General features: G+C 53.2%; 10 protein-coding genes. 2 read left to right on the top strand and 8 right to left on the bottom strand.

The window, feature by feature from the left end:
• Positions 1–9 precede the first annotated feature (9 nt).
• Positions 10–1047: an Rpn family recombination-promoting nuclease/putative transposase gene (locus LBJ36_07860; protein MDR1378953.1), complete on the top strand. Its 1038-nt coding sequence runs from the start codon at positions 10–12 to the stop codon at positions 1045–1047.
• A 681-nt stretch (positions 1048–1728) separates the two neighbouring features.
• On the opposite strand, the gene LBJ36_07855 is transcribed toward LBJ36_07860, so the two are convergent.
• The 7 genes from LBJ36_07855 to LBJ36_07825 all read right to left on the bottom strand — a co-directional run bounded on the left by LBJ36_07855 (position 1729) and on the right by LBJ36_07825 (position 10789).
• On the bottom strand, positions 1729–3273 hold the full coding sequence (locus LBJ36_07855) for a methylmalonyl-CoA carboxyltransferase (GenBank protein MDR1378952.1): 1545 nt from the start codon (positions 3271–3273) through the stop codon (positions 1729–1731).
• A gap of 114 nt (positions 3274–3387) precedes the next feature.
• The gene (locus tag LBJ36_07850) at positions 3388–4836 is read right to left on the bottom strand and encodes a hypothetical protein (protein MDR1378951.1); all 1449 of its coding nucleotides are present in this window, start codon (positions 4834–4836) and stop codon (positions 3388–3390) included.
• Between the two features lie 536 nt (positions 4837–5372).
• Positions 5373–6932: a 3-oxoacid CoA-transferase gene (locus LBJ36_07845; GenBank protein MDR1378950.1), complete on the bottom strand. Its 1560-nt coding sequence runs from the start codon at positions 6930–6932 to the stop codon at positions 5373–5375.
• 33 nt (positions 6933–6965) lie between these two features.
• Positions 6966–7745 (bottom strand): enoyl-CoA hydratase/isomerase family protein, encoded by a 780-nt coding sequence (locus tag LBJ36_07840; GenBank protein MDR1378949.1) that lies wholly within the window; start codon positions 7743–7745, stop codon positions 6966–6968.
• Between the two features lie 47 nt (positions 7746–7792).
• Positions 7793–8797 carry an electron transfer flavoprotein subunit alpha/FixB family protein gene (locus LBJ36_07835; protein MDR1378948.1) on the bottom strand — a complete coding sequence of 335 codons (1005 nt, stop codon included), beginning with the start codon at positions 8795–8797 and terminating at the stop codon, positions 7793–7795.
• Positions 8798–8800: 3 nt separating this feature from the next.
• A complete protein-coding gene (locus LBJ36_07830; GenBank protein MDR1378947.1) occupies positions 8801–9628 on the bottom strand; it encodes an electron transfer flavoprotein subunit beta/FixA family protein in 828 nt (275 codons plus the stop codon).
• A 3-nt stretch (positions 9629–9631) separates the two neighbouring features.
• Positions 9632–10789 (bottom strand): acyl-CoA dehydrogenase family protein, encoded by a 1158-nt coding sequence (locus LBJ36_07825; protein ID MDR1378946.1) that lies wholly within the window; start codon positions 10787–10789, stop codon positions 9632–9634.
• 357 nt (positions 10790–11146) lie between these two features.
• On the opposite strand from LBJ36_07825, the gene LBJ36_07820 reads away from it, so the two are divergent.
• Positions 11147–11497 (top strand): helix-turn-helix transcriptional regulator, encoded by a 351-nt coding sequence (locus LBJ36_07820; protein MDR1378945.1) that lies wholly within the window; start codon positions 11147–11149, stop codon positions 11495–11497.
• A 112-nt stretch (positions 11498–11609) separates the two neighbouring features.
• Here LBJ36_07820 and hisS read toward each other — a convergent pair whose 3' ends face one another.
• Positions 11610–12908 (bottom strand): histidine--tRNA ligase, encoded by a 1299-nt coding sequence (hisS, locus tag LBJ36_07815; GenBank protein MDR1378944.1) that lies wholly within the window; start codon positions 12906–12908, stop codon positions 11610–11612.
• Positions 12909–12926: the final 18 nt, after the last annotated feature.

The following is a 12926-nucleotide window of genomic DNA, read 5'->3' as shown; positions in this document are numbered from 1 at the left end:
AGTAAAGACATGAGAGAGATAATGGAAACGGACCAGGACCCTTTGCTGCGGCTTACCGACGCCGAGCGGGATGAGATGTTTCGTCTTTTGGAAGAGGGAAAACTTCCCTATGCAGTAGACAGGCAGGATGACAGATTTTTCAAATTTCTGCTGGGTCGTCGGGTACGCGTGCCGTTGCTGATGGATCTGCTCAACTGCATCTTTGTCTCTGTGGAGCATCCACGGATTGTGTCTCTTACCATTGAGAACTCGGAGCTCCCGCCAAGCGGCCAAGAACTTAAGCTGTCGCGCCTGGATATTCACGCGACAGACGAGAATGGGCGCAAACAAATTATTGAGCTGCAAAGGCGGAAACACTCTTCTTTCGTCGAGCGTGAGATCTTCTATTGGGCACAAGATTTCAGCGGGCAGCTCGAAAAAGGTGGGAGGTACTCCGACCTGAAACCGACGATATCGATCTCGTTGACGGGGTTTAACCTTTTCAGCAAGGACTCGCAAGCGATATGGGATTTTATGCTGATGAACCCCAAAACCGGAAAAATATTGTCACGGCATGAAGTTCTTGCATTTGTGGAGCTTCCGAAATTCGAGACGATACTGGAAAATCTTCTAAAGAAAGTGAAAGCTGATGAACCTTTAACGGAAAAGGACCGACTTGGAGTGTGGGGTGCGTATTTCGCAGACACGGATATGGGGGTGGAAATCATGCAGACGATGGCGGTAAAGGATCCAATTTTTCAGGAGTTGCGACGCACAGAGCAAGAGTATTGGCAAAGACCGGAAGCACGATATTTTCGGCTGAGGGAGCGTCTGGCTGAGATGGACAAAATGGCCGAAATCGACGATGCCAAAGCGGAAGGCAAAGCAGAAGGCAAAGCAGAAGGCAGAGCAGAAGGCAAAGCAGAAGGCGAAGTAATAGGTGAAGCAAGAGGCGAATACAACAAGGCTATTGCAATAGCAAAAAGAATGCTACATAAGGGAACGCCTCCCGAAATTGTCGCGGAGAATGTCGAACTCTCCCTTGAGGTAGTTCGGTCGTTGCGTTGAGTTGATGAGACGTATGCGCCACGCGTGAAAAAACGCGAAACTGCGGGTTGCGCAGCTCGTGGTTTGCCATTTCGCGGACACGGATATGGGGATGGAAATCGTGCAGACGATGGCGGTAAATAATCCATTTTCAGGAGTGACGATGTATAGATGTATAGAAGAAGAGTATTGGCAAAGACCGGAAGCACGATATTTTCGGCTGAGGGAACGTCTGGTTGAGATGGACATTTAATTATTACTTTGTGCGCTGTGATTTGCGGCGCTGATGGTTTCAATGATATTGCATTCTCTGGTGAGAGCAAAAAGAAATGATTTTCTACATTTTTGCATTTGCCCTATGGTATTCCTTCACGTGACACAATTAAACGTTTCTTTTCGATGCTTTCTCCGATAGAGTTTTCTAGGTATTTCACATGGTTAGCACGTGGCGCCACAATAACGGACTCGTATTAGGCTAAATTAAAAGAGTGACGTCGAGCACACAACTTCCAAGAAAAACAACATCCGGGAGAGTATTTACTCTACCCGGACGTTTTGTGTTTATTTTTTCTTGAACTTTGGCTTTCTCTTTTCGAGGAACGCTTGAGGCCTTCTTTCGCGTCTTCCGTGACAAATACGATCCGCGAATACTCCCAGGCATCCCTCTCTTTTCATCAGACTCTTTTCATTAGACTCTTTTCATCAGACAGGGAAATTACCGTGCTTTTTGGCGGGGCGGCTCTCGCATTTTGCCATGAGCATTCTCAGTGCCGAAGCGACACGTTTTCGGGTCTCGGAAGGATTGATGACATCGTCGATGTAACCGCGCTTGGCGGCTTGATAAGGGTTGGAAAACTCCGCGGTGTACTCGTCGATTTTGGCTTTTCGCAGCGCGTCGGGATTTTCCGCCGATTCGATCTCTTTCTTGAAAATGATATTGGCCGCTCCCTCGGCCCCCATCACCGCAATTTCAGCGGTTGGCCAAGCCAACACCATATCTGCCCCCAAATGCCGCGAGCACATCGCGATGTAGGCTCCGCCGTATGCCTTGCGAACGATAACGGTCACCTTGGGCACGGTCGCCTCGGAATAGGCGTAAAGCAGCTTGGCTCCGTGACGGATGATGCCACCATATTCCTGGTTAGTTCCCGGCATGAAGCCCGGAACATCGACAAAACTCAGCAGAGGCACGTTGAAACTGTCGCAAATCGATATAAAACGACTAGATTTGTCGGAGGCATTGATGTCTATGCACCCCGCCATGACCTGCGGCTGACTGGCGATGATACCCACCGCCTGTCCACCGACACGAGCGAAACCGGTAATGATATTTTGCGCGTAATAGGGTTGGACTTCAAAGAAATCATGATAATCTACCACTGATATAATGACGCTTTTCATATTATACGTCCGGTTCGAGGAGTCTGGAAGGATCGTGTCGAGTTCGGAGCAAAGGCGGTCGCAGGAGTCCGAACATTCGAGAAGCGGCGGAAGCTCTCTGTTGCTTGAGGGAAGAAATCCGAGCAATTTACGCACTCCAGCCAGACACGTTATCTCGTTTGGACAGACAAAATGCGCCACTCCTGAAACAGCATTGTGGGTCATTGACCCGCCAAGGGTTTCCACCGTCACGTCTTCTCCGGTGACGGCTTTGATCACCTGAGGGCCGGTGATGAACATATTTGAAATTTTGTCCACCATGAAAATGAAATCAGTCAGCGCGGGGGAATAGGTCGCCCCTCCCGCGCAGGGCCCCATGATGATCGAAAGCTGAGGCACCACGCCCGACGCGATAGTATTGCGGTAAAAGATATCTCCGTACCCTCGCATCGCGTCGACTGCCTCTTGAATGCGGGCTCCTCCCGAATCGTTGATACCCACCACCGGAGCGCCAACCTTTATCGCGAGGTCGAGGATTTTGCAGACCTTGCTCGCGTGCATTTCTCCCAATGTACCCCCAATGACCGTGAAGTCCTGCGCGAAAACGTAGACCAGGCGGTTATTAACGGTGCCGTAACCCGTGATGACTCCTTCTCCGGGAATCTCCATTTTATCCATGCCGAAATAAACACATCTCTGCTCCACGAATGTATCGATTTCCACAAAACTCCCTTCGTCAAACAACGCCGCGATTCGTTCCCGCGCCGTCATTTTTCCGAGAGAATGTTGTTTTGCCACCTTCTTTTCTCCACCGCCGGCGGTGAGTTTGGCCTTCAGCGTCGAAAGGGTTTCTATTTTATCCCGCACGACTTTATCCTGCACGACGATACCCCCCTTAAATCAAAAAATCAAATAATATCGGGGCAAGATACTAGAAATATCTCACCCCGATGGCCTTTCAGACTTTAGATAATAATGACTTCAAATTACAGCCCTATCTGGCCCAGCCAAATAAACACGACGCCCGCGATGATGGGGATGATAATTTGGGTGATGAAGATGTCCCAGTAACCCTCTCTGTGGTTCAACTTGCAGATGCCCAACAAGGTGATCTGTGCGCCCTGGTGGGGAAGGCTGTCCAGGGTGCCAGGCGATGGCCGCGATACGGTGGACATAAGGAAGTTGAGCGCCCATTTCGATATAGGTGTTTTTCAACGCGTTGAAGGCAACGCCCAAACCGCCAGACGCGGAGCCACAGGCGCCGGCCGCCACAGCCACCGTGAAGAAGACGAAGTACAACGGGTCCATCTGGATGCTTTGAAGCCAGGTGATCAGATCCTTGAACCCCTGAGTCTGCTGAACCACCCCGCCAAAGCCCACGACGATGGCCGTGTTGAGGATCGCCACGCCACTGTCAGCCGCTCCTTTGTTAAACACCCGAACCCAGCCGTTAATGCCGTCGTTGACGCGTTTCCACATCGTGGCTGTGGCAAAGACCACTCCCGCGAAGACAGCTACTTCCACCGGCAAGCCCGCGCGAACACCCTGAGCGTTCTTGAAGATTGGAGCGTTGAAAAGAAACAGGATCAACGCCATGGGAAACAAAGAAAGCCACACGTTGGGCAAGTCTTCGTCTTTCTCCTCGCTCCGAAGCTCTTCTTCGGTGAGCTTCACGCGAATGGCGTCATCCTCGAAGGGGAAGCACCTTTTCTTGAAAGAAGCGGTACGGTATTCCAGCCACCCAAAAATCAACATGTAAGTGAGAACCGTGATAATGACGGAGGGAATAGGCGCCGCCATGGGCGTAGTCCCCAGGTTGGTAACGGGGATGACGTTTTGGATCGCCGGAGAACCTGGGCCGTACATGGACCAGGTCCATGTGCCCGCCGAAATGGCTCCGGGAATAAGGCGGCGGCTGACGCCCGCTTCACGAAAAACGTGAAGAGCGATAGGGTAGATGACGAAAAACACCACGAAGCCGCTGATGCCGCCATAGGTTAGAACCCCGGTGATCGTCATGATGATGCCCGCCACGAAATGACCACTGCACATACCGGTCATCCACTTTGCGATGGACTTAGCTGCTCCGGTGAACTGATACACGGCTCCGAATAGCGCCCCTACGAAGAATACGAAGAATACCAGGAAGTACTGTGTAACGTACTTCGCGGCGTTGGGCATGAACGCGCCGATCAGGCCATCCCCGAAGTAGAACGTCGAAGAGGCGTTCCCCGCTTCCGTCGCCTCCACCGCACCTTCTACGTTTATGGCGGATGTTGGCCAGCTCAAGCTGCCTAAGATGGGCATACCAAAACAAACCAACACGAAAATCGTCACGATGGGGGCCAAAATGAGCGCATTCAACTGTTTGAACGCCAAGACGCCAAACAAGACGAAAGTCAACAAAAGGATCAAAATCCCTGTATTCATCTAGAGGCCTTCTTTACCGATTTTTTAGCGTACTAATACCTACTCATAGCTAGCAGATACGTTTCGCATAGTATTCCGAAGACCATATGATCTAAGGAAAAGCTGAATCTCGCAAAGTTTATCCAAAGGATAAACTCTTTTTAATTATCGATATAACCTTGGTTTTCGGTTTTAATATCGATGTTTTCGTTGAATATTTTACGTTCGGAACTTCTCCGAACAACCTCTTATATTCAGTTTTCAAGGTACGAATATTCAGTTTTCAAGATACGAAATAAGCATAACAAGCTATTATCATGATGTCAATAAGAAGGAGTTCGATATAAATAAAGATGAATAGACACTTATCTATATACTATACGTTGACCTTAGAGTTTTCAAAACCAGCTTGTCAGGCCGGGTTACTTGTAACTGTTCAAATACCTTCCCCGCTTGATTCACACCTAGCAAAGGTTTTTGATGGGGGTTTCAGGGGGATCAGTGAGGCCGCTTTTGGCCGAACGGGCTCTGCCCCCCTGAGCTTGAACAATTACGGGTTACTTTTTCAAGCCCATCAGCGCATCGGTAAAAATACGAGAGTCCATCAGTTTGGGAGCCGCCCCGTCCATCTTCGGCACAAAACCCATGAGATCGGTTACCTGGGTTTTCACGTCGATGCCCGGCGCCACTTCGATGAGATAAACTCCATCGGCTCGCAGTTCAAAAACCGCTCGCTCGGTAATGTACAAAACAGGTTGACGAGTCTTAACGGCATACACGCCGCTGAAGGTAATTTGCTCCACTTTGTCGATGAATTTCCGCTCCTTGCCCTCCTGGGTAATGAGGAGCTTGCCGTCCGCCACCTTGGTTTTGAGACCATCGGCCGTGAAGGTGCCGCAGAAAAACACCCTTTTGGCGTTCTGGGTGATATTGACGAATCCGCCACATCCCGCGATTCTCGGACCAAACTTGCTGACGTTGATGTTGCCGTCTTTGTCGGCCTGAGCCAATCCCAAGAAGGCGAAATCCACGCCTCCTCCATCATAAAAATCGAACTGATCGGCCTGGTCGAGAATGGCGTCCGGGTTCACCGAGCCACCGAACTTCGGCCCGCCCTGGGGCATGCCCCCAACGGGACCCGCTTCCACGGTCAGCGTCATGTAATCCCCGATGCCCTCTTCGTTGGCCACCATGGAGATATACTCTGGGATGCCGATACCCAGGTTGACGACGGTGTTGGCGGTAAGCTCCATCGCCGCCCTGCGCCCGATGATTTTCTTGGCGTCCAGCAGCGGGAACTTCAAACTGCTCAGGGGTACGCGGAAGTCGCCGCTCATCGCGCCGTCGTACTCGCACCCGACGCACTGGGCATGATCCGCTTTGTCTTCGGCAACGACGATTGCGTCCACGTAAATCCCTGGAATCTTAACAAGCCGAGGATCTAACGCGCCAGCCGCTACCACTTTTTCCACCTGAACGACGACTTTACCACCGCTGTTCTTGGTGGCTTGAGCGATGGACGTGGCTTCTAATGACGCAACCTCCCGCTCCACCGTGACGTTACCGTTCTCGTCCGCGTAACTGCCGCGGATAAAGGCGATATTCACGGGGATGGGTTTGTAGAGCAATTTTTCCTGTCCACAAAGGGTGACGACTTCAACGATGTCTTCTTTGGTGATGCTGTTGAGCTTTCCCCCTTCGACGCGGGGGTCGGCGAAAGTGTTCAGGCCCACGTGGGTGATGGTTCCGATCTTGTGCCCCGCGATGTCTCGGAAAAGCTGAGACAGAACGCCCTGCGGCAGGTTATAGGCCTCGATCTTGTTTTCGATGGCCATTTTGCCCAGGTTGGGAACCATGTTCCAATGTCCGCCGATGACCCGCTTGGTCATGCCCTCATGGGCGAAGTGGTCCGCGCCGCTGCCGTCTCGGTTTCCTTGAGCCGCGGCGTAAAATAACGTCAAGTTTTTCGGCGACCCAGTGTCTAAGAAACGCTGCTCTAGGGCCTTGCTCAAAGCCTCAGGCATACAACTGGCCACAAATCCACTCGTGGTAACGGTATCGCTGTCTTTGACCCATTGAGCGGCCTCGGCCGCGGTGATAATCGGTTTTTTCGACATTCTGTTACCTTCTTTTCTTTTTTGGAAGCCACCTTAAAAGTCGGTGAATTTCTTCTCCTTGCGCTTCTCCACGAAGGCCGACATGCCCTCTTTCTTGTCCGCGGTGGCGAAAGTGAGGCCGAAGAGGTCCGCCTCGAGCTTCAAACCGCTGTTCAAATCGACGTCGAGACCCACGTTGATGGCGGCCTTTGCCAGAGAGACGGCGTAGCTGCTCTGGGCCATGATCTTCTTCGCCATCTCTTTGCACTTGTCGATGAGTCCGGCCAAAGGCACGACTTTATTGGCGAGACCGATGCGATAGGCTTCCTGAGCGTCGATCATGTCGGTGGTGAAGATCAGTTCTTTCGCGCGGCCTTTGCCGACAAGGCGAGCCAGGCGCTGCGTGCCGCCGAAACCGGGAATGGTACCCAAACCGACCTCGGGCTGAGCGAACTTGGCGTTTTCCGACGCGACGCGAATATCGCAGGACATGGCGATCTCGCATCCTCCGCCCAAAGCAAAACCGTTCACCGCGGCGATGGTCACTTGGCGCATGTTCTCCAGCTTCTCGAAGGTGACTTTGGCGAGCAAAGCCATCTTGCGGCCCTCGATAGCCGTCGCGTTGACCATTTCGGTAATGTCCGCGCCCGCCACGAAAGATTTTTCTCCAGATCCCGTCAGAATAAGGACTTTCACATCGTCTCGCTTCTCGATGCCGCTGAAACATTCATTAAGTTCCGCAAGCGTCTCGCTGTTGAGGGCGTTGAGAGATTTGGGGCGATTGATGGTCACTACCGCGATTCCATCTTCCACTTCCACCAGCAAATTATTCATACATGAAACCTCCCTTTGTATTTAGAAGTATTTAGAACTTAGGCTATTTAGAACTTAGGTTTGACAGCCTCCGTCAATAGGGGCAGAATGCTGTTCACCTCGGCCACGATTCGAACGTCCGAAACCTCGAAAATAGGGGCTTCCGCGTCGCGGTTGACGCTAATGACAACGCCGGACTCGTTCATGCCACATATATGATGGGTCGCACCGGAAATGCCGAACCCGATGTAGACTTTGGGACGAATGCTCTGCCCGCTGGTCCCCACCATACAGTGCTCATCCGTCCAGCCCTCGTCCACGGCGGGGCGCGTACAGGCCGTGGCGCCTCCGAGGTATTCGGCGAGCTTCTCCAACAAGTGCCAGTTTTCCTGGCTTCCAACCCCAAAGCCGCCGCACACGACGACGTCCGCCTCATTCAGGGGCAATCCCGCGGGGGGACGCCGAACGACGTTGACCGGCTTTAGCCCTCGCGCATCGAGCTTCTTTAAAAATGATGTATCCAGCTTTTCGATGCGCACCGGAACTGGAGTCGGGTCTTTTTTGGTGAAGATCCCTGGCTTGACGCTGGCCATTTGAGGATTTTTGTTAGGGCAGAGAATTTCCCCGATGACCTTGCCGCCAAAAGAGGGAACGAGAGCCACCAGTTTTTTCTCCTCGTTGATACGCAGATCGATGCAATGCGCCGCCGTTCCCGTCTTCAAACGCGCGGCCACAGCGGGCCCCAGAGTCGAACCGATGGCCGTAGCCCCGAAAAGATAGATATCCGGTTGGTGTTTAGCCGCTAGTTCCGCCAAAACCGGAATGAAAGTCAAAGGAGAATACATCTGAAGGTCGGGATCGTCCGCCAAGTAGATCGCCTTCGCGCCCCATTCGGCCAGGCGCTCGGCTTCTTTCTCCAGACCGCTTCCTGTGAGAGTCGCCTCGACCTCCGTGCCCTCACCCATCGCCTCGGCCAGATCGCGAGCTTTGGACAGAAGCTCGAAGGCCACATTTGCTATTTTCCCGTCCACAACTTCGGCATGAACCCATATTTTTTTGCTTTTTTCGCTCATGACTCAACCACCTACCACGACGCCGTTAGACCTGAGAATCGTTACGACACGTCCCACGATTTCCTCGGACGTTCCCGTAAACAGCTCTCCCGAACGCTTCAGGTCCGGCGAGAAAATTTCACCCGGCTGAGTGGGGGAACCCGCCAGGCCCAGATACGTGTCCTCCGCCTCGCTCAGGTCGGCGCGGCCCCAAACGGTTAGGGGTTTGTTCTTCGCCTTCATGATTCCCATGATTGAGGTGAAACGGGGTTTCCGGATCTCCCTCGCCACGCCCAACACCAAAGGCGTGTAGCCCACCCACTCCATGTAGCCGTTTTCCATCTTCGTCTTCAGAGCAAACGCCTCTTCCGACGTGCCCTCCAGCTCGAACACGTTCCACAGGTGGGGGGAACCCAACCACTCTCCGAGCTGTGATGAGACTTGGGCGGTGGCTCCATCTGCGCTTTCACTGCCGCACAGGACAAAATCGAAGGAAAACCCTTTGGCGGCTTCTATCTTTTTTATCCCGTGATACAAGGTGTAGGACGTGGCCAACGTGTCCGCGCCGCCAAAAGCGCGGTCGCTCAACAGATAAGCCTCGTCCGCCCCCATCGCCAAAACCTCACGTAAAATTTCATCGGCGTTGGGTGGGGCCATGGAGATCACAACGACGCTGCCGCCGTAGCGCTCACGCAACTGCAAAGCCAATTCGATAGCGCTTTTATCCACCGGATTGACCAAAGTCGGAATCCCCGTGCGCGTGATGGTTTTCTTGACGGGGTCAATGGTGACCTTGTCGTAATGTTTGGGATCCGGTACAGGTTTGACGCAGACAACAACGTTGTAGGCCATGATTTAGGGCTGGAATCCGTTTAGGGTATTGGCCGCCATAATGACCTGCATGATGTGGGAGGTGCCGCCCGAGGGGATGGACGCCAGAGCGTCGCGCAGGAAACGCCCCACGGGGTACTCGTTGATGACGCCGTAACCGCCCATCAGGTCCATCAACCGTTTCGAGGACGCTGCCGCCGTCTCCGTCGAGACGTACTTCGCCGTGGCGACCTCGTTGGCGCAGGGAATGCCGGCGTCTTTCAAGCCAGCCGCGTAGTACGTCAAAAGCCGAGCGGCTTCGTAATCCGCCCTGATCTTCGCCACCTCGAACTGAACGGCCTGGAGTTTGGCGATGGGTTTTCCGTAAACGATGCGCTCGTTCGCGAACTTCACCGCTTCCTCTACGCAGCCCCTCAGGATGCCGACGCAGATGGCGCTCATTCCCGCGCGACCGACCTCGCCAATGGCCTCCATCCCGATCTTCGCTCCGCCGCCCTCTTTGCCGAGCAGCGCATCGTCCAGGACCTGCACGTCCGTCAGGACTACATCCCCCGTCACCGAGCCGCGGAGTCCCAGCTTGTGCTCTTTACGGCCGGGTTCGAAGCCCTTCGTGCCCTTTTCGACGATGAAAGCAGAGAGTTTGTTGCGTCCCTTATCGTCCACGCTGGTCTTGGCCGTAAGAACCGTCACGTCGGCGATGTGCGAGTTGGTGATGAAGCACTTTCTTCCGTTGAGCAACCAGCCCCCGTCCTTTTTCTCGCCTGTGGTCTTCTGTCCGCTGAAGTCCGAGCCGCCTCCCGGCTCGGTGACCGCAAGTCCGCCAATCTTCTTTCCCGTACAAAGGTCAGGGAGGTATTTTTTCTTCTGTTCCTCCGTTCCGAAAAGGAGGATGGGATAGGGAGCCATATGATGGGTCATCATGGCAATACCCAACCCCGCCGAGTGCCGGGAAATCTCCTCGAGGCATATCGCGCGTGCCACAAAACCCTGTCCAGCGCCGCCGTACTGCTCGGGAACAAAAATTCCATTGATGCCCAGCTCACCCATTTTTTTCATGAGGTCCACAGGACACACATCCTGCTCGTCCCACTCCGCCGCCTTTGGTGCTATCTCGGCCTCTACGAACTCTCTGATCGCTTTACGCAACATCTTTTGCTCTTCGGTAAACTCGAAAAAGTGCATGACAACTTCCTCCTTCTGTTTTTCTGTTTTTAGAATTTCCAACAAAAAGCTAGATTTCCCAAGGGCTACTTGCAGTTACAATAAAAAATTGCGAAAAAATAAGTCAAATTTGCTTATTCGGAGTATAGTCAAATAATTGCTTCTCCCTCTTGTGAAAACCATTTACACACTATAGAATATTATGACGTTACGAGTATATTAGGAGCTTCATTCCAAAAAAGATAGTAGGTACTTTTAAGTGCCTATGGTTTTATAGGGGGATTTGTCTTTAGGCTTTTTATTGGATTCACTTGGGGTACTTATCTTTAGGCCTTTTATTGAATGCATTATGCGCCGGCAAGAAGAGAGGGAGAGAGGATGAAATACATGGAGTATGAATGCCCGTTGGCCTTGGCGCTGGAGATCATTGGCGGCAAATGGAAGGCTCTCGTGCTGTATCATTTGAGAAAGGGAAAGCTGCGGACCAGCGAAATAAAGCGCCGCCTTCCCAATATCACGCAAAAAATGCTCACCCAGCAACTGAGGGAGTTAGAGCGCGACGGGTTAGTAAGCCGTCAGGTCTTCGACGCGGTTCCTCCAAAGGTCGAATATTCCTTGACGGAACTCGGCGAGACCGTAAAACCTGTTTTGATTGATCTGTGCTCCTGGGGATATGTCTACGCCGCGCACGAGTCACCCGACGGCGAGATTATCTTCAAATCGGCTTAACATCGGCCTAACAAGAATCGGACGTTCTGATGATGTAGATTTCTAGATGTGGGGCAAAGAGGCGGAGCAAGACCGACATTCTTTCGCCCCCCGGTTTTTTTATCCGGTTTTTTTATCTCTTGCCGCTCTCTCGGCGAATGTGGGAAACGACCTCCTCTAAAAGAACAAGGACCTGTTCCCCGCTTTCCATGTTTTTCACCGTTACGGCGTTCTTCTCCAGCTCGGAGATTCCGATGATGCAAGTCCAAGCGACACCTACCTTGCCCGCGCTTTTCATCTGAGCCTTGAAACTGCGCGCTCCCTGAGACGCGTCTCCCGCGTCCTGTTCGGCGGCGAAACCCTCCATGCGGAGCTTGTAGGTTAGGGTCTGCGCTAATCCTCGGGCGGAGTCATCTTGTGCGGCCACGTAAACCACGGGGCGCGGGCGCTCGCCGAAAGTTCCACCTTGCTGCTCCATGACCAATACAATGCGGTCGATCCCAGCGGCAAAACCCACGCCGGGCAGGTGAGGTCCACCAATGGACTCCGAGAGATTGTCGTAACGCCCTCCACCGCAAACAGCGTTCTGTGCGCCCAGATCTCCCGACAGAATCTCGTAGGCGGTTTTGGTGTAGTAATCCAGTCCTCGCACCAACCTTTTGTCTAGTTTGTAGGAGAATCCCAACCGTGCCAAACCGGCCTTGACCTCCTGGAAGTGGGCGGCGCACTCGTCACACAGATGTTCATAGACAGCGGGGGCCGCATCGGCGACGCGCCCGCAATCCGGCACCTTACAGTCAAGTACCCGTAAGGGGTTGCGCTCCAAGCGCCCCAGGCAGGTCTCGCAAAGTTCGCCCTTTTTCGACACAAAGTAGTCGATCAGCACCTGGCGGTAGGTAGGGCGACACTTGGGACACCCCACGGAGTTTATCACCACCTCCAAATTTTTGAGACCCAGGCGGCGGAAGATCTCGGCGGAAAGCGAAATAATTTCTACGTCGGCGACGGGGCCGACTAGTCCCAGACACTCCGCGTCGATCTGGTAGAACTGACGGTAGCGGCCTTTTTGAGGGCGCTCGTAGCGGAACATAGGACCCCAGCACCAAAGTTTGCTGGAGAGATTCTGCCCGCAAAGGTTATGTTCCAAGGCCGCGCGGACCATGCCTGCCGTGGCCTCGGGGCGGAGAGTGACACTCCTGCCTCCCCGGTCGAGAAATGTGTACATCTCCTTCTCCACGATATCCGTGGTGTCCCCTACTCCTCGTGAAAAAAGTTCTGTATGCTCGAAAATAGGCAGATGCGCCTCGGAGTAGCCGAAGTCGCTCATCGTCCGCGTCACCACGTCCAACACGTAGGCCCATTTCCACGACTCGTCGGGCAAAATATCCCGCACGCCCCTCGGCGCTTTGTTCTGCATTGCCACCGTCTCCATCTTCAAATCCCCTTCGCT

It is taken from the genome of Synergistaceae bacterium, from assembly GCA_031267575.1.
Taxonomy (GTDB): Bacteria; Synergistota; Synergistia; order Synergistales; family Aminobacteriaceae; genus JAIRYN01.
This window is presented reverse-complemented; position numbering and strand designations above follow the sequence as displayed.

What these genes read in the sequence shown, in the direction of transcription:
- LBJ36_07820 (MDR1378945.1), top strand. Translation starts at nt 11,147, where the DNA reads ATGAAATACATGGAGTATGAATGCCCGTTGGCCTTGGCGCTGGAGATC.
- hisS (MDR1378944.1), bottom strand. Translation starts at nt 12,908, where the DNA reads ATGGAGACGGTGGCAATGCAGAACAAAGCGCCGAGGGGCGTGCGGGAT.
- LBJ36_07850 (MDR1378951.1), bottom strand. Translation starts at nt 4,836, where the DNA reads ATGAATACAGGGATTTTGATCCTTTTGTTGACTTTCGTCTTGTTTGGC.
- LBJ36_07860 (MDR1378953.1), top strand. Translation starts at nt 10, where the DNA reads ATGAGAGAGATAATGGAAACGGACCAGGACCCTTTGCTGCGGCTTACC.
- LBJ36_07845 (MDR1378950.1), bottom strand. Translation starts at nt 6,932, where the DNA reads ATGTCGAAAAAACCGATTATCACCGCGGCCGAGGCCGCTCAATGGGTC.
- LBJ36_07830 (MDR1378947.1), bottom strand. Translation starts at nt 9,628, where the DNA reads ATGGCCTACAACGTTGTTGTCTGCGTCAAACCTGTACCGGATCCCAAA.
- LBJ36_07835 (MDR1378948.1), bottom strand. Translation starts at nt 8,797, where the DNA reads ATGAGCGAAAAAAGCAAAAAAATATGGGTTCATGCCGAAGTTGTGGAC.
- LBJ36_07825 (MDR1378946.1), bottom strand. Translation starts at nt 10,789, where the DNA reads ATGCACTTTTTCGAGTTTACCGAAGAGCAAAAGATGTTGCGTAAAGCG.
- LBJ36_07840 (MDR1378949.1), bottom strand. Translation starts at nt 7,745, where the DNA reads ATGAATAATTTGCTGGTGGAAGTGGAAGATGGAATCGCGGTAGTGACC.